Origin of the sequence: Streptomyces olivaceoviridis (assembly GCF_014650115.1) — a bacterium.
In the GTDB taxonomy this organism is placed as follows: domain Bacteria; phylum Actinomycetota; class Actinomycetes; order Streptomycetales; family Streptomycetaceae; genus Streptomyces; species Streptomyces olivaceoviridis.
In genome coordinates this window covers 1-21697 of record NZ_BMUI01000036.1, presented here as the reverse complement: position 1 = coordinate 21697, position 21697 = coordinate 1, and the positions used below count along the sequence as shown (strand labels likewise).

21 protein-coding genes are annotated in these 21697 nt (G+C 68.2%); 13 read left to right on the top strand and 8 right to left on the bottom strand.

Features of this window, described 5'->3' with window-relative positions:
- Positions 1–493 precede the first annotated feature (493 nt).
- The 3 genes from IE273_RS37925 to IE273_RS37915 are packed head-to-tail and all read left to right on the top strand — an operon-like array spanning position 494 to position 2817.
- The gene (locus IE273_RS37925; protein ID WP_229887955.1) at positions 494–1504 is read left to right on the top strand and encodes a DUF6192 family protein; all 1011 of its coding nucleotides are present in this window, start codon (positions 494–496) and stop codon (positions 1502–1504) included.
- 3 nt (positions 1505–1507) lie between these two features.
- Entirely contained in the window at positions 1508–1921 is a 414-nt protein-coding gene (locus IE273_RS44150) for a hypothetical protein (RefSeq protein ID WP_229887953.1), read from the top strand.
- A gap of 32 nt (positions 1922–1953) precedes the next feature.
- Positions 1954–2817, top strand: coding sequence for an IS5 family transposase (locus tag IE273_RS37915; RefSeq protein WP_189819676.1), 864 nt, complete (start codon positions 1954–1956; stop codon positions 2815–2817).
- On the opposite strand, the gene IE273_RS37910 is transcribed toward IE273_RS37915, so the two are convergent.
- A complete protein-coding gene (locus tag IE273_RS37910; protein ID WP_189819675.1) occupies positions 2808–3464 on the bottom strand; it encodes a class I SAM-dependent methyltransferase in 657 nt (218 codons plus the stop codon). The genes IE273_RS37915 and IE273_RS37910 overlap by 10 nt on opposite strands.
- 830 nt (positions 3465–4294) lie before the next feature.
- On the opposite strand from IE273_RS37910, the gene IE273_RS37905 reads away from it, so the two are divergent.
- The 5 genes from IE273_RS37905 (at position 4295) to IE273_RS37885 (ending at position 8624) form a co-directional block, all read left to right on the top strand.
- Positions 4295–5353 (top strand): hypothetical protein, encoded by a 1059-nt coding sequence (locus IE273_RS37905; protein ID WP_189819674.1) that lies wholly within the window; start codon positions 4295–4297, stop codon positions 5351–5353.
- Positions 5350–6204, top strand: coding sequence for a hypothetical protein (locus tag IE273_RS37900; protein WP_189819673.1), 855 nt, complete (start codon positions 5350–5352; stop codon positions 6202–6204). Before IE273_RS37905 ends, IE273_RS37900 begins: the two co-directional genes overlap by 4 nt.
- Positions 6204–6785 (top strand): hypothetical protein, encoded by a 582-nt coding sequence (locus IE273_RS37895; RefSeq protein ID WP_189819672.1) that lies wholly within the window; start codon positions 6204–6206, stop codon positions 6783–6785. Before IE273_RS37900 ends, IE273_RS37895 begins: the two co-directional genes overlap by 1 nt.
- On the top strand, positions 6766–7563 hold the full coding sequence (locus IE273_RS37890; protein WP_189819671.1) for a 3'-5' exonuclease: 798 nt from the start codon (positions 6766–6768) through the stop codon (positions 7561–7563). Before IE273_RS37895 ends, IE273_RS37890 begins: the two co-directional genes overlap by 20 nt.
- A gap of 581 nt (positions 7564–8144) precedes the next feature.
- Complete coding sequence (locus tag IE273_RS37885) at positions 8145–8624, top strand: lamin tail domain-containing protein (protein ID WP_189819670.1); 480 nt, start codon at positions 8145–8147, stop codon at positions 8622–8624.
- A 467-nt stretch (positions 8625–9091) separates the two neighbouring features.
- On the opposite strand, the gene IE273_RS37880 is transcribed toward IE273_RS37885, so the two are convergent.
- Entirely contained in the window at positions 9092–9538 is a 447-nt protein-coding gene (locus IE273_RS37880; RefSeq protein WP_189819669.1) for a peptidase inhibitor family I36 protein, read from the bottom strand.
- A 507-nt stretch (positions 9539–10045) separates the two neighbouring features.
- Between IE273_RS37880 and ku the strand changes: the two genes are divergently transcribed.
- Positions 10046–10966 carry a non-homologous end joining protein Ku gene (gene ku, locus IE273_RS37875; RefSeq protein ID WP_189819668.1) on the top strand — a complete coding sequence of 307 codons (921 nt, stop codon included), beginning with the start codon at positions 10046–10048 and terminating at the stop codon, positions 10964–10966.
- 180 nt (positions 10967–11146) lie between these two features.
- Here the strand turns inward: ku and IE273_RS37870 are convergent, their stop codons facing one another.
- From IE273_RS37870 to IE273_RS37855, 4 genes are all read right to left on the bottom strand, one after another.
- Complete coding sequence (locus tag IE273_RS37870; RefSeq protein ID WP_189819667.1) at positions 11147–11407, bottom strand: hypothetical protein; 261 nt, start codon at positions 11405–11407, stop codon at positions 11147–11149.
- Positions 11408–11814: 407 nt separating this feature from the next.
- On the bottom strand, positions 11815–12222 hold the full coding sequence (locus IE273_RS37865; RefSeq protein WP_229887951.1) for a DUF6233 domain-containing protein: 408 nt from the start codon (positions 12220–12222) through the stop codon (positions 11815–11817).
- An 18-nt stretch (positions 12223–12240) separates the two neighbouring features.
- A complete protein-coding gene (locus IE273_RS37860) occupies positions 12241–14565 on the bottom strand; it encodes a tyrosine-type recombinase/integrase (RefSeq protein ID WP_229887948.1) in 2325 nt (774 codons plus the stop codon).
- On the bottom strand, positions 14562–15641 hold the full coding sequence (locus IE273_RS37855; RefSeq protein WP_189819666.1) for a tyrosine-type recombinase/integrase: 1080 nt from the start codon (positions 15639–15641) through the stop codon (positions 14562–14564). The genes IE273_RS37860 and IE273_RS37855 overlap by 4 nt, the downstream gene beginning before the upstream one ends.
- Before the next feature lie 243 nt (positions 15642–15884).
- On the opposite strand from IE273_RS37855, the gene IE273_RS37850 reads away from it, so the two are divergent.
- The 4 genes from IE273_RS37850 to IE273_RS37835 all read left to right on the top strand — a co-directional run bounded on the left by IE273_RS37850 (position 15885) and on the right by IE273_RS37835 (position 19264).
- Entirely contained in the window at positions 15885–16859 is a 975-nt protein-coding gene (locus tag IE273_RS37850) for a DNA polymerase Y family protein (protein WP_189819719.1), read from the top strand.
- Positions 16860–17292: 433 nt separating this feature from the next.
- On the top strand, positions 17293–17679 hold the full coding sequence (locus tag IE273_RS37845) for a hypothetical protein (RefSeq protein ID WP_189819665.1): 387 nt from the start codon (positions 17293–17295) through the stop codon (positions 17677–17679).
- Positions 17680–17844: 165 nt separating this feature from the next.
- The gene (locus IE273_RS37840; protein WP_189819664.1) at positions 17845–18345 is read left to right on the top strand and encodes a VanZ family protein; all 501 of its coding nucleotides are present in this window, start codon (positions 17845–17847) and stop codon (positions 18343–18345) included.
- A 280-nt stretch (positions 18346–18625) separates the two neighbouring features.
- A complete protein-coding gene (locus IE273_RS37835) occupies positions 18626–19264 on the top strand; it encodes an HNH endonuclease family protein (protein ID WP_229887946.1) in 639 nt (212 codons plus the stop codon).
- A gap of 250 nt (positions 19265–19514) precedes the next feature.
- Here IE273_RS37835 and IE273_RS37830 read toward each other — a convergent pair whose 3' ends face one another.
- Positions 19515–21011: a helix-turn-helix domain-containing protein gene (locus IE273_RS37830; RefSeq protein WP_189819662.1), complete on the bottom strand. Its 1497-nt coding sequence runs from the start codon at positions 21009–21011 to the stop codon at positions 19515–19517.
- 188 nt (positions 21012–21199) lie between these two features.
- Complete coding sequence (locus IE273_RS37825; RefSeq protein WP_189819661.1) at positions 21200–21442, bottom strand: hypothetical protein; 243 nt, start codon at positions 21440–21442, stop codon at positions 21200–21202.
- Positions 21443–21697 lie beyond the last annotated feature (255 nt).

Sequence of the window (21697 nt, the reverse complement as noted above, 5' to 3'; positions counted from 1 at the left end):
CTCGGCGGTACTGCCGGGAGTGTGGTGATCCGCTGCCGCAGACGATGGCGGCGGAGGCAGTGTTCTGCTCGGGTCGGTGCAGGTCACGGCGGTGGCGGAGGCTTCAGCGGACCCGGCAGCGTGTGGCCGCGATGCAGCGGGGAGAGCAGGCTGAGTGCCCGGTGTGCGGGCGGTCGTGGACGGTGGGGGTGGAGCGGTCGAGGGCTGCGGTGTACTGCTCGGACCGTTGCCGGGTAAGGCCTGCCGTCAGCGGCGGGCGTCGCGGAACGGCGTTACGGAAACGCCGTAGCCGAACGCCTCGCACACACCTTGAACACCCCAGGTTTTGCAAGGTAGTTGGGAGCGATTACCGAGCGCTTCGAGCGCCCCTGGCTCGCGCCCTGCCCCGGCGTGTCGCGCGGGCGTCACGGTGGACGGTGACCGGGGCCGGCGCCCCCTTTGACCGGTCACGTCGTGGTGGCCGGGCCGGACCCGGGCGAGGGCGGTGGTCATCATGACCGACGTGGCCGATCGGATAGGGAACGTCACCCGGCAGCGTTACGAACAGCTCGTCACCCAGGCCAAGGAACTGATCGCGCAGATCGCCCGCTCGCAGTTCGCCCTGGGCGACATGGCCTTGGAGATCGAACCGATGAGGTCGGTGGGCGGGTCGATGCCGAACGGCACGGACGACCTGTTCACCGTGACGGAGTCGTTGCAGATGTTCGCGGACGACATCGGCGTCGAACGCCGCACGGTGGAGGACTGGCGTTACACCGCGAACCGGTGGCCGGAAGATCGCCGCAAGGAAGGCGTGTCGTTCACGGTTCACCGCATCCTGGCGTCGGTGGCGGACGAGGACGAGCGGTGGGCGGCGATCGAGGACGCGCCGTTCAACCCGCGCACGGGAGCGAGGCAGTGGACGCCAGACGGCGCGAAGCGAGTCGTCGGCCAGCGGGTCGACCGGCCGGTGACGGTGGATGAGAAGGTCCAGGCCGTGGCCGACCTGACCCGGGATGACGAGGTCGCCGCCCAGGTGGCCACCGATCTGCTGAAGCGGCCGGCAGTGACCGAGCACGTCACTCCGGCTGAGAGGGTCCGGGTCGTCACAGAGCTGACCAGGGACGACACCGTCGCGCAGGAGGTCACCACGAGTCTGCTGCGCCGTCCGGCGGTTGCCCGGACAACGATGCGGGACGACACCACCCGGATGCTCGTCAACCGCGCCCAGTTCGACAACTCGAACGAGACCCGGGACCGGATCCGGGAACGCACCCCGGCCGTCCGCGCGATCGAGCACACCATCGAGTACCTCGACCTGGTCGGCTCCTGCCACGGCTTCGTGGCCACCCTCGGCCGCCTGGTCCCGCAGCTGCGCGGGCAGGAGTTCACCGAGGACGAGCGCGAGACCGTTCGCCGTCAGATCGGCCGGGTCCGTGCGGCGGCGGACTGGCTCGAAGGGGCGCTCGACAACGGTGAGTTCACCCTGGACGAGCAGCTGGTCCAGCTGCTCAAGGGCGAGTAGGCCATGCCGCGACGCCGGGAGGCCCGGCCGCTGGCCGAGCACTACGGCGACCTGGTCCGCGTCGCCCTGATGGAAGCACGCCCCGCCGGCCTGCACACCTACCAGCTCATGGCCGCCACGCGACTGACCCGCTCGCAGGTCGGCCGCGGCATCCGGCACGTCCGCGACGTCGTCGCCGCGGAGGACCTGACGCCGATCACGTGGACGCGGCGGGACGGGTTCATGTTCTCCGACGATCCTGCGGACTGGATCGAGTACGACAAGCGGCAGTTCCGGCAGATCCTCGGCCGACTCACCCGGGTGATCACGGGCACGCTCGATCCGCACCTGGCCCGCTACCCCGACGACGAATGGGCCCAGCTCGCCACCGCCCAGCTCGCCGGCGTCCGCGCCACCCTCGCCCAGCTCTCCAAATAGCCCCCGCCGCCGATCACCCTGCCGAGCCCGCCATGCCCGCTGCCTCCCGTCGCCGCCGCTACCCGTCCGACACCTCCGTCGCCGAATGGGCACTCCTGGAACCCCTGCTGCCCATTGCGGCCTGCCAGACCAAGACCGGCGGGCATCCGGAGAAGTGGCCGCAGCGGGAGATCGTCGACGGCATCCGCTACATCGTCGACAACGGCGCGAAGTGGCGGGCCCTGCCTGCGGATTTCCCGCCGTGGGAGACGGTTTACGGGTTCTTCTGGCGGTGGAACCGGGCCGGGGTCGTCACCTACATCCGTGACCAGCTCCGCCGGAGGATCCGTACCGGAAAGGGCCGCTGCCCGCATCCCGTGACTCTGATCGTGGACTCCCAGTCGGTCAAGGGCGCTTCCACCGTCGGCCGCAACAGCCGGGGCTACGACGCCGCGAAGAAAATCAACGGACGCAAGCGACATATCACCGTCGACACGCTCGGCCTGCCCGTGATGATCACGGTGACGCCCGCCGACATCCAGGACCGCGACGCCGCCCGCGACGTGTTCTGGCGCCTGCGCCTCACCCAGCCGCAGATCACCCAGATCTGGGCCGACCGCGGCTACGCCGGCGACCTCGTGGACTGGGCTCGCGAACGTCTCTGGCTCTCCCTGCGCATCGTCTCCCGGCCCAAAGGGGTCAAGGGCTTCGTCGTGTTGCCCCGCCGTTGGAAAGTCGAGCGCACGATCGGCTGGTGCATGAACGCCCGCCGCAACGCACGCGACTACGAACGCCTTCCCCAGCACTCCGAGGCCCACCTGAACTGGGCACTCATCACCATGATGACCCGGCGTCTGACCCGCAAGAGCCCCCGCACCGACACTTGGTCGAGGAAGCCACGGGCCACTCAGGGCTGATTCCATACAAGCGTATAGCGCCAGAACAGCCGTCGTCGCAGCCGTGCGCCGGGAAGGGCGTCTCTGGCTTCACGGACGATGTCGTCAAAGGTCATGTCCGCTGAGCGAGTAGGGGCCGTCATGGAGACGGGCCGCTGCGAGGGGCGCCCCTTGTTCTTCAGCCAGCCCATGGCAGCGTTGGCCGGAATGGCGATGGCACCGAGCAGGTGGTCGACAGGGGTCTGGGCGCGAGACAGGCCGACGATCACCAGGGTTCCTCCCGGAGCCAGATGACGGCGGAAGCGGGTGAGTGCCTGGGTGAACGGCAGGTGGTGGATCGTGGCGACGCACGTGATGACGTCGTAAGGGCTGGTAGGAAGCTCGGCTATTGCGTCCGCGACGGTGAAGGTGACGGGGAGCCCGGAAGGAGTCAGCTTCTGGGCCTGGGCTGTGATCACCGGATCGGAATCGACGGCCTGCACAACATCGGCTCGTCCGGCCAAGAGCCTTGCAAGATCACCGCTGCCGGAACCGACGTCCAGGGCGCGATCGAAGCGCCTCGGCAACTGCCGCAGGATCCAGCGATGGTAGTGGGCGTTGTGATCCCAGGGATAAGCGGCGTTGAACCGTTCAAGAGCCCGCAGGACACGAGGCGACAAGATCTTCATCGCCCCAGTCCATCAAGTCCCTGCGGCATGCACACCCTGTTCCGGAACAAAGATCACTCGCTCCCGGACTGCCGGACACAGTCCAAGGAAGCGAGTAGAAAAACACCTACTCATGCGTTGTCGGACGGTTCACGAAGAACCGGATGATGCTGCTTCCCCGTGCTCACAGGCCCACCGAACCGGCGGGCCGTCGCAGTGAGCACAAGGTCCCTGCGTGCGGCAGTCCGTCCATCCGGCGTGTGGCAGAGCTACATCGGGGCAGTTCAGTCCGAGCGCGTACGACATGCTGCCGTCCTCGTGGTCGGGCTGGAGCCCTGAGCAGCGCCCTCCGGCGAGTGAGGGCGTCGGCGAGGCCGCTGAGGTCCGGCGGGCCCATCTCCCAGGGTCATCGCGACCAGGTCCTCGAAGACGAAGTGGTCGGCCTGTTCGGGGTGGTCGGCCTGGAGCGTGGCGCACATCTCCTCGGTGACCCGGTGCCCGTTGAGTAGCGGCTGCGGTCGACCGCGCCCGCGCGAAGTGCGGCGCGTCCGGAATCGGCTCGCCACAGTGTTTCGCCGCGCTTCGTAGACGGGACCGGCTCCCAGGCGAGTCATACCTCGCCTTGCGGCGCTCGCCGCGCGCTACGCCACGCGGGTGATTTCCATTTCTGCCCAGCGACCGGCCTTCCTGAGGGGTGCAGGAACGTCCCGCCGCGCCGCATTACTGGGGTCACGCAACTGAGGAAGTCACCTCCGAGGGCCAGTCACTCAGGGTGTCGATGTCAGAGGTCTCCGCTACTTTCCGTGGCTGGCTGCTCGAGGGAGCAGCCCCAGCGCCCGAAGGGCAGGAGGATGTCGACGACGCCCAGGCAGTACTGGACTGAACCCGATACGACAGACGAAACAGGCTGCACCACCGCAGAGTTCGCGGAAATCGAGCACATGGTCAGCCGAAGCTCGACCACTGGCCGGGAATCGCGAGCCTCCCGCATCGCCGTGGGTGACTGGCTTCTGGCGAAGTACGGTTCGGCAGCGAAAGCCGACTCCCGCTACCAGTCCGATGCGCAGCTCGACGCACTGGCTGCCCGGCTGCACAAGGCGCCCTACACGCTCCGCAGGTGGCGGCTTGTAGCCCACCGGTGGCAGCCTCAGCGGCGGCCACCCGTCTTCGACTCCCCCGTGTATGTCTCCTTCAGCCTCCTGTACCAGGTCGCCCAAAGCAGCGAGCACGGAACCTTTGACCAGGAGAGCTTCGACGAGCGCGTCGAGGTCCTGCTCGACCTCATGGCCGGAGCGGAGAAGAACGGCGTCCTGGAGGTCACCGAGACCGCCTATCTCAGAGCGATCCGCAAGGCTCTCAAGCCAAGCCGCCTGGTACCGCCGACGGCACACAAGGCCCTGACGACCACGGTCCAGCAGTTCGAAGCACGTCGGCCCGAGGTCCGATCCGCCGTCCTTGACGCGGTCAAGGCTGACGAAGACGCCACCCGCGCTGTCGCCGCCGCCTACCTGCTGCACCGTCCAAAACTGGCCCGGGCAGTACTGCGCGAGGACCCCGACCTGATCCAGGCCGCAGCCAGCGAAGCAGCAGCCGCGCAAGACCCGACAGACGCAAGCCCAGGCGGCGAGACGGGCGAGCACATCTTCCGGGAACTCGTTCAGGTCCTCGGCGGAGCCAAACCCAGCGACGACCTCCTGCTCGCCGAGTGGCGCGAGGACTTCGCCAAAGCCATCAACCGCTTCAGCGCCTTCGTCACCGACTGGTACCCCGCGGACGCAGTCGCCACGAGGGCCGACGACGACCTCATCAAGCTCGTCGACTACCTCGCCCACGAGGTGACCCAGTGGGCCCAGACCATCACCACAGTGCGCAAGCCAGGCCTGCGCCTCGTAGGAAGCACGATCGCATGACCGACGACAACATCCAGCTCACCGGGGACAACGCCGCCCACTTCTTCGACCGGTACCCGCCCCGCATCGCACGGTGGCTTGCCCGCATCTGCGATGAGGCGAGCGCCAAAGCACCTGCCAGTTCATTCGAGTGGCGTCGCAACGTTTGCGAGCTGATCAGGATCAACCTGCGAGACGGCATCCCCGAAGCCCTCGGCGCCCTGGACCAGCTGATCGCGCCGCCGAACCCTTCCATCAAGTATCTGGAGGAGCGATACGAGCTGCTCGACCGAGCCCGCTCCGCTGAGATCGAAGCCGGTACCTCCCAGGCCGGCCCCTCCACGCCCGAGGGACAGGGGGTGGCCGCCACGAATAACTTGGCCGGCTCCGCGGACACCCAGGCGGGGACAAACGATGCGCAGGCCACCGCCAGCACCGGCAAGACCGACGCAGGCTCTGCTCCGCAATCGGGGGAGACCACGGTAGTCGTTGGAGCGGGCTGCGGTGGCAACCGCGGCGCCGACAGTGCCAAGGACAACACCGGCATCGGCCACCAGGGCACTCTCTTCATCGTGCACTGGTCGCACTTCCGTGCCAGCGTGCCCGCGCGCCAGCAGAAGGTCATGGAAGAGCACAAGCGCCTCGTCGAAGTCCGCACGACCACCGACCGGCAGATCGCCGCCAACAACGGCGACGTCAAGATGCTCGACCTCGTCGCAAAGGCCTCCGACGCTCTCGACGACCTGGTCAATAAGCACCGCTCTGAGACCACCATCGCCGGGGTACTGCGGGCCGCAGGTCGCACACCCGAAACCCTGGGCTTGACCGGCGAGGCTGTCAGCTGGCTGGACCGCGAACTCAAGGCCATGTGATGTCCCCGTCCACCTGTCCCAAGTGCGGGGCGCGCCTTGGCCCCTCCCGCGTCCATGGAGAGGGGCCGTGGAACCGCTCCTGGCGCGCCGGCCTCACCGACACTCAGCAGTGGGTCCCCCGCAGCGGACTCGAGGCCGATGTCGTCACACCGGACGGCATCGTGGTGGAACTCCAGTACGGCAGCCTCGCGAAGGTTCACATCGAGCAGCGTGAGCGCATCTACGGCGACATGGTCTGGCTCTTTGACGCTCGTCAAGCCCACAAAAGCGGCCGTCTTCAGTTCCGCTTTACCACGCCCGGCCAACCCCACATCAACTTCAAGTGGTGCTCGCCGCGGTCCCTCGACGCCTGCCACCGCCCCGTCTACCTCGACCTCGGGGACTCCGACCAGGCCGAATCCCGGCACCTCGTTTTGAAGATCAACCGGCGCTACCCCGCCCGCGGCCAACTCCTCGGCAGCGGCTTGCTGCACACCGCCACGGCCTTCCACAACTGGATGGCCCACGGCATCCCCCTCACCCCCTACATCCCCCCAGCCCACCCCGCCAGAACCGACGACGATGCCGACGCCGCAGCATGACCCTGACCCCCACCGATTCGCTGACCTGTTCACCACCACCATCGACGCCGCCCCCGTCCACTTCGTGCGGCCAAGTGACACAAACCGCCCCAGCTGGGTCGCCTACGAAGATGCTCACTACCTTGGCACCCTTCATGCACGAGTCGACACTGACGGCACCTGGTGCATCCAAGCCACCCAAGAACAGCACGAGCGCCTCGACGACGCGGTCCGCGCACTGCGCCGCCCACCCACCTGGAGCGACGACCGCGAACAGGTGCGCCAATGGGCCCGGTCCGCCCTCGGCGATCCGCAGTTGCTGATCCTCGACCTCCAGACCAGCGGGCTGGCCGACCCATGGGCGGTCCAGATTGGCCTCACCGATCGACACGGCACCGCCCTGATCGATGAAACCATCAACCCTCTTGCCGAGATCGACCCCACCGCATCAGTGCTCCACGGCATGACTGCCGACACCCTCGCGACCGCACCGCCCTTCAGCGCCCTCCTCCCCGACCTCGGCCGAGTCCTGCACGGCCGCCGATGTCTTATGTACAACGCAGCCTTCGACCAGGGAGTGCTGCGACGCGAACTCCAACGGCACTACCGCGACCCGGAGAAGGCCACCGCATGGCTGGACCGCGCCACCTGGGAAGACGCCATGCGCCCGTACGCCACTTGGATAGGGCTATGGGCGGCGCACCGCCACGGATACCGCTACCAGCCCCTCGGCAGCACCTACAACGCCATCGCCAACTGTCGTCGCCTGCTGGCCACTCTGGCCCGTATGAGCCGCTGACTGTCCGCGCCCAGCACGATCTCGCCGGGGTGAAACACCCCTCCCCGTCCTGACTCGCCTGTGTGCGGCGCGCGTGCCGGAAGTCCGTGACCAGAGGACGCGACGCAGCAGTGTCCCGAGGCCAACCGGTAGCGGTTCGAACACGCACGAGTTGCGGAGGCCCGCGCCGTGAGGTCCTCGGCCTCTCCCGGAGTGGTGTCATCCGGGGCTGTTACTCACTTTCGGGTGACCCGATCCACGGCGGTGGGGTGGCGTACCCCGGCGACGGTTTGCGCGAGGCCAGCAATCGCAAGGGGAGCGGCATCCGAGAATCGTCAGTTTGATGCTTCAGAGGGATTGATGGCTATTGCAGGCGAATGTCACAGAATTTTGTGGAAACGGTAATGGCCTTCGCATTTCCCTCACAGGGTGGGGTGCGGGTTGCAGGGTGTGGTTGTGCGGCCGACCGGCTGCACAACCAGCACAACGCACCGGGCTGAACCGCGACTTCGATGTCGCGGGTTCGGTTGGGTGTGCGTACATGAAGGGGGACCTCTGTGTCCGTTTCTTCTTCCGTCCGTCGTCTGACCGCCGTTGCCGGTGTGGCCGCTGCGGTCGTGGGAGTGGTGGCGCTGCCAGCCTCGGCCGCCGACCACCACCATGGCCACCATTACCGCCCGGTGGTCTACATCAGCGACGTGCAGTACGACTCCCCGGGCCGGGATGACCACTCCAACCGCTCGCTGAACGCCGAGTGGGTGGAGCTCACGAACGACTCGCGGCGGGCGGTGAACCTGGACGGCTGGACCCTCGCGGACGAGGACGGCCACACCTACACCTTCGACCACTACCGGCTGAACGGCCGCGCCACCGTCCGCGTCCACACCGGCATCGGCCGCGACAGCCGGACGGACCTGTACCAGGACCGGCGGGCGTACGTGTGGGACAACCACTCCGACACCGCGACCCTGCTCAACTACCGCGACCGGTTCGTCGACGAGGTCTCCTGGGGCCACCACCGCGACCACCGCGGCGACGACCGACACCGCGGTGGCGACCACCGCGAGGGGCACCGTCACTGACCTCACGCGGCGGTAGATGACGCCGGCCCGCACGGCGGGCGTGTCCAGGGTGGGTCGCCTCGTGCGGGGGCGGCCCACCTTCCGTACGCTCGTGGCGGGGTCAGCCGGGTGTGGTGGCCGTCCCCCTGTTCCTGCGCGCGTCGCGTTCTGGGGCCAGCGGCGCCCGGGGGTGCTGCGGCCGGACTGGCCGGGGCGTGGATGCCGGTCCGCCCGGTCTGCGGCGTTCGGCCCAGTCCGGCGCCCTGCCGTCCCGCCGGGATCGGCCGCTGCTGCCTCCTCCCACCGCCGCTGCCGGGCCACGGCGCCCGGCAGGTCGGTCTACGGGGTCAGCCCGGAGGAAGACTCCTGTGCCGGTGCCATGCGGCCGGCCCGTGGACCAGGCGGTTGCACCGATGCAGGGGGAGGGCCGAGCCCGAGGGCCTGCCGGCCGGCGGCCGGCAGGCGGCCGGACCTGTGCAGGGCGGTTATCAGGCGCCGCAGGGGGTGTCGTTGTTGCGGAGGCTGTGTGTGGTGTCGTTGAGCTGGTAGGAGCGCAGGTCGCTGATGGTGCCGCCGTCGCGTCCGACGCAGACGTGCCGGCCGAAGTAGTTGTCTTTCTGGTAGACGCGTGCGGTGCGGCTGCTGTTGTTGATGATGGAGCTGCCCTTGCCGCGGATGTAGTCGGGCAGGTGCCGCACCGACCCGTCGACGGCGCGTTTGACGTAGGGCTGGCCGTTGAAGTTGATGTCGGGGTAGATGCAGACGAACCCGCGCGGGCACGCGATCTGGTCCCGGGCCACGGCGGGGACGCTGGCAGTGGTGGTGGCATGGGCGGGTACGAGGCCGGTCAGTGATGCGGCCAGGACGGCCGGGACGGCGGCGGCGAGCAGCGCCCTCCTGCCGGTGCGGGGCCGTCGGGTAGGCAGAAGTTTCATGGCATCGGCCTGTCCTGGCGGAACGGTTCGCCATTCCGCCTCCCGCCGATGTTCATTCAGATGAGCGAGTTGGCGCTAGTCGGCTCGCGACGGCGCCGTCTCCGCCTGCCGCCGGCCTCCCGACGCCGGCCCATGAGCCGGGCGTGGTCATGGTGGGTCGCCTCGTGTGGGGGGCGGCCCACCCTCCGCACGGGCGTGGCGGGGCCACCCGGGTGCAGTAGCCGTCCCACCCCGCTCGGGGGCGCGCTGGCATTCCGGGGCCGGTGCCCGGTGGGTGTCGCGACTGGATTCGGGGACCTACCGCGGCACCCCCGGCCCGGAGGGCATTCACAACGCACACAGCGGGGTGCCCCTCGCTGGCGCACGTACACGGAGCCGAACGGGTGGCCTGGTCGCGGGGCTGTCCGCGTGCCGCCGCGCGGGCCGGGTGCGGGGGTGCGGACGGATGCGGGCCGCCGGCGGCGTTCCTACGCTGGAGGAGCTCGGGGTGAGTACGAGAGGTGGGTCATGCCCCGAACGATCTGGTCCGGCGCGATCTCCTTCGGCCTGGTCACGGTGCCGATCAATGTGGTCGGCGCCACCGAGGACCACAGCATCCACTTCCACCAGTACCACCTGCCCGACCAGGGCCGGGTCCGCTACCGCAAGGTGTGCGAGCTGGAGGACCGCGAGGTCTCCCAGGACGAGATCGGCAAGGGATACGAGCTGACCGCGACGCAGGTCATCCCGATCACCGACGAGGACCTCAGCAACCTGCCCCTGCCGACCGCGAAGGCGATCGAGATCGACGCGTTCGTCCCCCTGGAGTCGGTCGACCCGATCCGCATCGCCGACGGCTACTACCTCCAGCCCGCCGGCCAAGTCGCGGCCAAGCCGTACAAGCTCCTGGTCAAGGCCCTGTCACGGTCGTCGAAGGTGGCCGTCGCCAAGTACGCGTGGTCCGGCCGGGAAAGACTCGGGCTGCTGCGGGTGCGCGACGACGTCCTGGTCCTGCACGCCATGCGCTGGCCCGACGAGATCCGCGACCCCACCGAACTGCTCCCACCGCCCACGGACGTGTCCGAGGCCGAGATCGACAGTGCGCTCGCTCTCATGGACACCATGACGGTGGACGAGCTGGAGGGCCCCGCGTTCCAGGACCGCTACACCGAGGCCATCGCACAGCTCATCGAGGCCAAACGCGAGGACAAGCCACTCCCTGAGGCGCCGGAGCCGGAAGAGTCGCCCGCCGTGCTGGACCTGATGGCCGCGCTACAGGAATCGGTGTCGAAGGCGAAGGCCTCCCGCGGCGAGTCCACCAGCCCGGCCGAGGTGCACGAGTTGCCGCACCCCAAGAAGACCGCCGCGAAGAAACAGCCCGCCAAGAAGACCGCAGCGAAGAATACGGCCACGAAGAAGACAGCCGGCCGCCGGCCCCGCAGCGCCTGACTACCTGTTTCTGAACCCAGGGGGCGCAGGTCAACCCACTAATGTTCGAAACGCGAAGTTTGTGGAAGCGTTCGGCGAGCGGTCACAGTGACCGTTCGCCGAACGGAACTGCTGGGCTCGTGGGGGTGCTGTCCATGAACAACAGGTCCCCGGGGGTGGCAGCTCGGTCAGCGGACCGATTCAGTCTTGATCGTTCTCAAGGCGCGGGGCGACGACCGGGCGGCCCGCCGCGTCCGGCACCGCGCCCGCGTAGTCGAGCGTGGCCTCCTTCACCTCCGCCTCGATGTGCTCCTCTGGCGTCTGGCAGTCCGGGCAGATCAGGGCGACCAGGATGCCCCGGCTCATCGTGCCGTTCCAGCGCCGGAAGTCGCCGCCATCCTTCCAGCAGGCTCGCGTGCAGCGGGAGCAGTGGCCAAGAGGCTGGATCTTCGTACGTGCCATGGCACCCATCGTCCACCTACCTAGCGCGTTCAGCGGCCGAAGTTCAGAAACAGGTACTGAGTCTGAGGTAGAGCCCCGTGCACCCAACGGCGCGATCCGTCCGTGCGCCCATCGGCGCGATCCGTGGGCCGTCCCGGTCGGCTCGGGAATGTCCTGCAGGCGGGTGTGGTTGTAGACGGCGTGGTGGTGAAGGGGACAGTGTCCCCGGGCCTCACCTATTGCCTGCGGGGACGATCGTTCGGCTGAAGCCCCGCAGAGCCTTTCGCCGCGTAGGCGACCACCCTTTCACGACCACACGCATCACGGGTTCAGCCCCGGCCGGCGGCCACGCCGACCGGGGCTGTTTCCTGCCCGGGGCCGAGGTGCGCTTCAGGAGACGCATGACCTGCTGAACTGGCTCCGACTCGTCACCGCCGAGTGCGAGGCCACGCGCCGGAGGCCGGGCGCTGGGCCAAGGAGATCGCTGCTCGTGTGCCGTCACAGGAGTGAGCCGCCCCTGCTTGGCGGCCGCGGTCGGCTAAGCCGACGATGCCGAGGGCGGTGTCGGGGCGGCAGTGGCTGCACGCGCTGGTGCCGTCGGCCAGCAGCCGGCGGGCCTCGTCCGGGCTGATGGGCCGGTGCCGTTTGCCCGCCATGTAGCAGGTGCCCCGGTGGACCTGCACGGGCGGCCGGCCGACCCCGATACCGAGTTCGACGATCCAGTCCGGCGGCGCCGGCTTCGCCCGCCGACCGCGTTCCTGTTCGGCTTGCCGCTGCACCAGCTGCGCGATCTTGCGGTCGATGCGTGCCAGCCACATCGCATGCCACACCCGCATTCTGTGGAATCAGATTTGTCAAGCTTGCGTTGCTTTGCCCTGCCGGACGTCGACGATCGGTAGTAGTCGAGCGGTGCCGGGTGCCTCGATCTCGCGGGGTGTTGGCCCGGCCGGGGTCGGCGTATCGACGAGTCTGGCGAGGAGTTGATCGATCGCGGTCTGACCGTCGGTGACTGCGGCTTGCTCGTCCTCGGTGAGTGGGATCGAGACGGCCATCTTCTGCAAGTTGCCCTTGGCTTCAAGGAGTTGGGCTTTCGTGGAGTTCTTTGGGGTGTAGAAGTCGCAGCGGGCGCAGGCCATGCGGTGTTGGCACTGTTCGAAGAAGGTGTAGGTGCAGTAGCCGTGTCCGAGGTCGTAGTGCTGCCACGGCTCGCCGGCTGCGGCGGCGCCGGAGGCGACCGCGTCGCGGTCGACCAGGACCTCGATGGTGCGGACGTTCCGTTCGAAGTAGCCCGCCTCGGAGTATGCCCTGGAGAGGGCGTTCGGCGTGATCTTCGCGTAGTGCTGAGTGGACTGCGGAGAGCGGTGTCCGAGCCAGGCTTGCAGCTCGAACAGCGTCATGGGTTCTTTCGCGTTGTACAGCTGGCTGGCGATGGTGGAGCGGGCCCGGTGGCTCGTGATGCTGCCGCGGATGTCGGTGGTGGGAATGCCGGCTTTGCGGCAGAGCATGGGGATGATGCTGCTGTTGATGTAGCCGCTGGAGATGGCGCGGGCGCGGTAGGAGAACAGGTAGTCGACCTGCTCCCCGGTCCGACGGTCGGTGCGCTTCGGCTGGCTGGGGCGTAGGGCTTCCCAGGCGTTGATCGCTTGGCCGAGCAGCGGGTCGACCGGCTTCGTGAACGCGGTGCCGGTCTTGTGAGCGGGTACGTCCAGCAAGCAGACGGCGTCCTGGGCGAGGACCTGTGTGGCATTGCCGGCGACGGGTGCACCATCGTGCTGCCACCGGATGCATCCCAGACGCAGCCGCGCGATCTCGTTGCTGCGCTGACCGGAAAACAGCCAGGTCAGTGTGACGGCGCGGACCAGCTCCACCGGGTAGATGGGACCGGCTTTGCCGCACGGGACGTCGTCGGTCTGAAGGTTGAGTCCGGCCCACAGCAGTTTGGCCCAGACGTCGTCGGCGATCACGCGGGGACTCGGGCCGATCAGGGCGTTGATCGTGCGTGGCATAGCAAGAGCCCGAAGCGGGTCAAACCTGCGGGGCAGCCACTCCCATTCCTGGACGTCCCGGAAAAAGACACGTGTGGCACGGACGAGGCCGGCCTTCGATCTGGCTTGGAGGGGCTGACCGACGCGGTCTTGGTAGCCGCTGGCGCGCACCACGTAATCGCCGATCTTCATGCGATCGACGGCCGCGATCCAGGCCGCGCATGTCTGCCGGGTCCAGGCGGTGGGATCTTCAGCTCCCGGCTGTTCCGAGGCGATCCACCGGCCGACCTTCAGCAGCGCGGCTCGGGTATTCAGGCGGTGTCGGCGCGTCAAGGTCGTCGTGGACGTCCACCGCTCCACCCACTCGGCCCACCCTGGTGGAACCCCGACATCGGCCACCATCTCAGACGTGGAGCGCAAGATCGGTGACTCGCAGAAGCCAAGTTCGGCAAGGGCCCGCTGCACTGCGAACAAGACCCTCGTACCGTCGTCGGTCAGAAGATCCTCTCGCCGGACGCGGTCGAAGAACGAGGTGGTGAGGTCGCTGCCGTAGGGGCTACGGTTGAGCAGGAAGAGCTGGCTCATGACCGAGGGCACGCCCTTGTCGTGCTCCTTGCCGTATTGGTAACCCCAGCCGGTCAGCACAGCACGAACCTGTCCGATCTCCTCCTCGACCAGCTGACGTCCGAAGATGCGGCAGGCCAGCGTCAGCCGGTCGAAGCGCCCGAGCTGATGGAAGCCGACGAAGCCGCCCAGGTGGTAGGCGTGCCCGCACAGGAACGGCCGCACGGCCCCCTCGGCCCAGTCGGGCACCTGCTCCCGAAAAGCTTTGTGGCTGTGCCCGAGAAGGTCCAGCCATTCCTGATCGGTCCAGTCCCAGTACGCGCGGCCAACGTCCGCGCACCGCAGAATCACAACGGCGATGGCGTCGTTCATGGCTCGCGTCATGTGCATGGTGGGCGGCGTGTCGAAGCTGGCATTGACGTCCCGCATGGGCTGTATGAGACGGCTGATGACAGTCCACTGAGGTGCATCGGGATCGTGATAGCGCAGTCGACGCAGGTTCCGCAGGCCCAGCTCGCGGATGGCCCGCCGCTCTGCCTCCGACAGCACCGGTGAGCGGTGACCGCGGCGCTGGCCGATCGGGGAGTGCCGGCGCCCGTTCGCTTGTTCAGGCAGGGGAGCGGTCGTCATCGCGAAGCTCCTCCCGCCGCGGCCTTCGATATGTCCGCCTCGGCGAGCGTCTGGACCCGCCAGGAGTGAATGTGATCCATCCCGGTCTTCAGCTTCTCGGCGAGGTCACGGCCGGACAGGTGGATGTACTGGAGGGTGGAGTCGGTGTGACGGTGGCCGGCGAAGGAGGCAATCGCGTGCAACTCCCAGCCCATCCGGGCCAGATCGGTCAGGCACAGGTGCCGGGTGGTGTGCGTGGAGAAGCGCGGGACACCGGAAGTCACGGCAATCTGGCGTACCACCTTCGACCACGTCCACAGACTCAGCGGCTGTGCGTAGTTGCGCCGCGACTCCGACAGGAACAGCGGCCCTCGCGCCCGGCTGACGGTGGCCCGGTGGGCGAGGTAGGTCGACAGCAGCACGCCAGTCGACGCCGAGTAGGGAACCACCCGTTCCAGCCGGTTCTTCGTCGTCTCCGCCCGTATCCGCAGCGTGCGGTGGGCTGGATCCACATCATCGGTCCGGAGCGAGCACAATTCTTCGCGCCGTAGCGCGGCGTCGTAGGCCAGGGCGAGCATCACACGGTTGCGGATCGACTCCTGCCGGGCCACCTCCAGGATGCGCAGCCACTCGTGTTCGCCAGGGATCCACGGCAGCTTCGTCAGCCGTGGCACCAGGCCGCGCTGCTGACCGCCGGCCCGTCGGCCGGGGGTGTAATGGCCCCGACCGACGGGGTTGGACTCTCGCAGGCCCTCCTCCAGCAGGAAGTCGTAGAACAGGCGGACCGGCACCAGGCGCTGCTGGATCGTGGCGTTGGCCAGCCCAGCTCCCGAGTCGATCGAGACCACGTTCGCACCGCGGTAGTGAGGCCGGGAGGCCAACTCCCGCACATAGACGGCGATATGCGCCCGGTCCGCGGCGACCGGGTCGATACCTTCCCGCTCGCACATCAGTAGGTACTCGGCCAGTCCACGGCCGTAGGCGTCGATCGTGCGCGGCGCACGGCCCAAATCCGTCCAAACCGACAGCCAGGCCGCCGCCTGCTCGTGTCGGCCGAGCACCGGCCACTTCTCCGTCAGCACCGTCGTGGCGCTCAAGCGATCTCCCAAGTCCGTGGTTGCACCGGGGATACATGATCACCCCGGCGGATTCCACGTAACTTTTAAAGTGCGTAGCCGCTCCAGGTCCGGCGGCAGATCATCGAACGTGTTTTTGATTCTACTTCCGTGATCATCCTCATCGAGTTCGCGTGTTCGATTCTTTGTTCGATAGCGTGAGTGGTGGGAGTGAGGATTGTGAACGACGCGGGAAAGCCGGGTCCTACTGCGCGGGCGACGGTGATGCATGTGCGCTGCCCGGAGCGGCTGTCGGAGGAGACCTACCGAGGGGTGCTGGAGCTGCTGGCCGGCCTGTCCCCGGTGGTGCAGGCGTTGCCGCCGTCCGCGGCCCTGGTCGAGCTGAAGGGCGCCCTGCGCTATCACGGCACCGACGTGGCTCATCTGGGCGAGATCCTGCGCGTGCGGACCATCTCGTACCTCGGGGTCGACGTCCGGGTCGGCATAGGGCCCACGATCACCGTCGCGGCCACGGCCTCCGCCCAGATCATCGGTCTCGGCGGTGTCCTCGCCATCGCGCCCGACGAGGTCGCCGACTGGCTCGCCTCGCTGCCCGTAGGCGATCTGCATGGGATCGGCCCGCGTCAGGCCGCCGTGCTCTGTGACTACGGCATCCACACGGTCGGACTGCTCGCCGCCGTGTCCCCGGCCACCGTGCAGCGTCTGCTGGGCAAGAAGGCCGGTCGGCTCGCCGCCGACCGTGCCCGCGGCATCGACCCCCGTCCCGTCGTCCCCCGGAACTTGCCGGCCTCCGCCGCCGTACGCCACCGCTTCACGAGCCACACCCTGGACGGCGCCGTCGTCCGGACCGCCTTGCTCGACCTTGTCGTCCAGCTCGGCCTCCAGCTCCGCCGCCGCGGCCAGGCTGCCCGCGCGATCACCTTGACCCTGTGCTTCGCGGGCGGGACGGCCTGGGAGAAGACCCGCCGCCTGTCCGCGCCCTCCGCCCACGAGGACGACCTGCGCACACTCGCCTACCAGCTGATGGATGCCGCCGGCCTGCAACGCGCCCGCCTGACCGGGATCGGTCTGAGGGGCGAGGACCTCATCGACGCCGGTCAGGTCGCCGAGCAGATCAGCCTCGACGGCGCCCGGGAGTCCCGGCTCGTCGCCGAGCAGGCCATGGACCGGATCCGGAAGAAGTTCGGGCCCGGATCCATCGGGCCGGCCGCCGTCGTGCCCCTGCGCCGGGCCTCATGACAGCGCTCTCGGTGAGCGGGGCGCGAGCGCCCGCTGTCAACCGGACCTGTCGTCTGCTGCATGCCTCGACGCGCTGCGCTTCGCCCGCCGAGGGTAGAGCAGTAGACCGTGCAACAGACTGCGTTCAGGTGTCAGGTGCCGGACCGGCTGATCGAGTACGACCTCAACCGGGGCAACGCTGACGCGGCGTCCCTACTGGCGATGGCTGGGCGGCGACGAGGGCCGGCCAGTTGCGCCCCGACGCGGGAGCAGCCGTGGAGGCACCTCTGCAGCGGGCTCGGGCGCGCCCGCACTGCCGTGATCGGGCCGAGCTGAAGATCGGCTTGATTGACTCGCGGGTACAGGCCTTTTGGCTTGATCACACGTTCGGACGACACCGCAGCGCTGTTAAGATCATCGCGACCACAAAGCTAACTTAAAACCGGGGTTTACTGTGCGTAAATTCGCGCTTGCGGCCTCTGCTGCTGCCGCATTCTTTGCTGTTTCTGTAGTCGTCGCACCCAGTGCCAGCGCAACCGCTGACGGCTGCGGAGACCTGTCCAACGGGCAGCTGTGCATCAAGCATCCGTCCACGCCTGGCGGCACTTACACGACGGAGTACTTCAAGCATTCCGGCGGCGATGTCCAGGTACAGCTGGGATACCAGTCCAAATACGACGACACTACGCAGCCGAAGCACTTCGACTCTCCTTGGCTGACTGCCAAGAGTGGCAAGACCGTCAAGCATGGCCGGTACCTCACCCTGGACAAGGGCTGGTGCATCCGCGCTCTCATGAAGACGCACGATGACGATTTCGTGGGCAAGTGGTACTGCCTGTAATTCCGGCAGGCGTGCGTCGCTGAGCGTGACAGAGGGGGCGCTGCTGCAGGTGCCGAGGGTGCTAGCCTTCGCACCTGCACTCCTCCCTGCGCCACTGCACCAAGGGGTACTCCGGTGTGGCAAGTAGTCCTGTACATCTCACCTGCCAGCTGCTTGGCTGCGGCCGTGGCGGCAGTTCTGCTGTGTTTTCTTGCTGAATTCCTCATGGCTCGGCGCCCTGACGTTATCCGCCCGGCGTCTGGTTTCTTCCTGGCTGTCTGGGTGCTGCTTGTACTGGCCGTGACGGTGATTCCTGACGGCCCGCCCGCAGGAAGATTCGATCGCATTTACTGGCTTCCCGGCGAGGGTCTCCTCTATGGGACAGCAGGCATGGGGTCCAATGAGATCTCGATGATTTTCAAGCAGGAGGCGGCGAACGCAATCATGTTCGCCCCTATCGCAATATTCGCCTATTATGCGCTGCGTACGACCTCCCGTCTGTCCGTGCTTGCCGGGTGTGCGGCGTTCAGTTGCGTCATTGAACTGATCCAGTGGCTGGAACAGGCCGGCAGAACGGCAGACATTGATGACGTGACGTTCAACTCGCTCGGTGCCGCCTTGGGCCTGGCCGCCGCCACTATCGCCTCCATCGCTATGCCCCGCAGACGTCTACACGCACGAGTGTGACCGCGGCCGTCGGATATCCGGCGGCCGGCACCGCGCACGAGGGCTGCGGCGGATGCGGCCTTCAGCTTCATCACCTCATCGGGGACCTCTGCCACGGCCCGGATCCTTGAGCGGCCCGCCTCGTGCGTCGTTGATCGTACTTACCGCCCGATCGGGTAGAGCCGCTGCTGGTTGCCGGGCAGGGTGCGTGCGGGAGCCGCTACGAAGATCACGAACTGCTCTGTGGTCTTCGAGAGGACTCCCGCTCGTGCGCTTCGTCCGTACCGCTGCCGTGGCCGCCGTGTTCGCCACCCTCCTCGTCCCGACGACCGCGCACGCAGCCCCGGCTGCTTTCGCACCCGGTGACACCGTCACCCTGCCCGTGACGGATGCCCTGGCCCAGCTGCCGGTCCGCAGCGAGGACCGCACCGGGTACGAGCGCACGAAATTCAAGCACTGGGTCGACGCCGACAAGGATGGCTGCAATACCCGCGCGGAGGTGCTGAAGGCCGAGGCGGTCGTCGCTCCGGAGCAGGGCGCGAGCTGCCGTCTGAGCGGGGGAGCCTGGTTCTCGCCGTATGACGACCGCTTCATGCAGGGACCGAGGAGTCTGGACATCGACCATTTGGTCCCGCTCGCCGAGGCCTGGGACTCCGGCGCTTCCGTCTGGAGCGCGAAGGAACGTGAGGCTTACGCCAACGACCTCGGTGACGACCGTGCGCTGATCGCGGTGTCGGCTGCCTCGAACCGGTCCAAGGCCGACCAGGACCCCAGCACGTGGCTGCCGCCGGCCGTCGGCTACCGCTGCCAGTACGTCACCGACTGGGTGGCCGACAAGACCCGTTGGGGTCTGAGCATCGATACCGGTGAACAGGCCGCGCTCACCAAGGTGCTCGGCAATTGTCCGGACGTGCCCGTCACCGTGACACTGGCCCGGTGACGACCTTGGCCGCGGAGGGAGGGCTGCCGAGGCGGCGCCAGGTCACCGAAAGACGAGCCGAGCGCGGCTGCCAGGAGCAGGACCAGACCGTGCCCGGGCAGAAGACCGGCTGGCGCCTGCCCCTCTCGCTTCCGCGGCTGGCAGGCCCGCGCTGCACAGGCTGACCCGTGACCGAGCGGCCGCTGGGGTCCCTTCCGGCCTGGCTTGGTCTGGTCGGGTGGGGTCACCGGGGTGTGGCAGGGCGCATGGGTCACGTTCCTCCGAGGGGGGTGATGGCGGTGGCCGGGGGGAGTTTGCGTTGTCGCAGGGCGGCGGTGATCGCGGTCATCGGCCGCCACCGTTCGCGGTCTGTCTGCGGGTTCTGTTCGGCGAGTTTGTCCAGGAGGCGGGCGCGGCCGTCTTCGATGGTGCGTTCTTCGGTGAGGACCTTGCTGAAGGCCTTCATGACGGTGTCGGGGCCGGCGGGTGGGGAGGCGAGGCCGGTCTCTAAGTGTGTGGTTGCGGTGACGACGTCGGTTGTTCGCTGGCGGGGGGTCGGCAGGACGACTGTGCCGTGGGTGGCTTCGTGGTGGGCGTCGTCCAGGAGCCGGGCGAAGTGGTCGACGTCGCCGCCCAGGAGGCGGACGAAGCTTTGCAGGACGTCGTGGGGTGGCAGAACGGTGCCTTCGAGGAGGGAGGCCACGGTGCCGGCGGTGAGCACCCACCGGCTGGCGACGGCGATGTCGTTGGGGGCGGGGCGTCCTGCGCGCAGGTGCAGGGTGCGGACTGCGGCGCGTAGCTGTTCGGCGGCCGGCAGGGATGGGGTGTCGGGTTCCGGGAGCGGTTCGCGGCACTTGTGGCTGAGCTTCTCCGACTCCCACACGGTGCGCAGGACTTCGGGGTCGGCGCCGCAGGCGTGGGCGAACTTGCGCGTCAGGTCCCAGGTCGGTACGCGTTCGCCGGTCAGGATCCGTGACAGGTAGGAGGGGGAGCATCCGATCCTGCCGCTGACCTCTTTGTTGGTGAGCTGGGCGGTGCGGATGAGCATGGACAGGATCGGCGCGAGCCGGTTGTAGGCGGCGCCTGCCGGCTCGGGGGGCGTGGTCTGCTCTGGTCCGTCCCCTCGGTCGCTGCGGTCGCTGCCCGCCTCGCTGCCGTCGCCGCCGGTGTCGCCGGCTGAGGGCGGGTCCTGAGGTGAGGCGGTGCCGTGCCCGGGGGCGGTGAAGAGGCCGGCCACGGTGGTGGGCACCGTCCCGGACCGGTTGAACCGGGCGAGGCGGCGCAGGAGGTAGCGGTCGGTGTAGCGGTGGCGGGCGGTGTCCTCGCTGATGCGCAGGGCCGAGCTGATGGTGACCCAGGTGACACGCCGGTAGCGTGCCCGGCCGACGGCTGCCGCGGTCAGGCCGTCGAGCTGCTCTTGCAGTTGGGTGATGCGCAGCAGGGGCTCCTCCCCGTCGAGCGAGGGCAGGAGCCGCGCGAGGTCGCGGGCACCGTCCTGGATGTCTTTGGCGATCTCGGCGATGAGCTCGTCCCCGGCCGAGGGGGCATGGCCGGCGGCCCGGGAGGCCGGAGGGGTCCGGGCGGGGCTCGGCGACAGCTCGGCCGCGGGTTGCGGGTGCGCCGCGGGTGGGGCTGCGGATCCGGGTCCGGCGTGGGCGCGGCGCCGGTGGGCGGCCTGGCGGCAGGCGTCTGTGCAGTACTTCCGGGGCCGGCCCTTGCCCGGGCCTCCGGTGAGAGGGGAGCTGCAGTACTCACAGTTGTCACTCACGGTTGCTTCCGTCCCGTAACGAAAAGGGTTCATGAAGGGTGGCCCGCGGCGGATGCACCGGGGATTCCCCGGGTTTCGTCACGCGCGCCGGCTACGCGGCACGGGTCGGGGCTGCACTGGGGGCCCGTGCCGCAGGGTGTGGGTCGGGGGGAGACCGGCAAGCCGGTCTCCCCCCGAATCAAGGCCTCTCAGCGGCGGTAACGGCGGAACCGCACAAGCCGGAGGGCGGCGCCGGAGAGCGCACCGCCAACGACGGTGGCGGCTTCGGGGGAGACCGTCACATGGACGGGCGGGCGGGAAATGAGCAGGTATCCGATGAACAGGATTCCGATGAACGCACTAACGGCATGCGTGCCAGACCAGTTCACGTAACGGAACTTTTCGTTACGGCCACTACGCTTGCGTGCGAAGCGGCCGGACGGTTGTTTCACCCGGCGACGCCGGGGGGTAGATCGCCCCATAGGGCACTCCTCTCGGATTGCCATGAGCGTGCGGGACTTCGAACAGGGTTTGGAGACGTTGTGCGAGGTCCCGCACGCAACCTGACGGTGAAGCTACCGATACACAGTGCGATATGCTAATCACCCAAATGCCGCACTCTGGGTCATAATGACGATCTTCCCAGGACAGCCTCACGCTTTCACGAGGTGGCATGTCCGAGGCTTGATCAGAAACGCGAGAAGTGC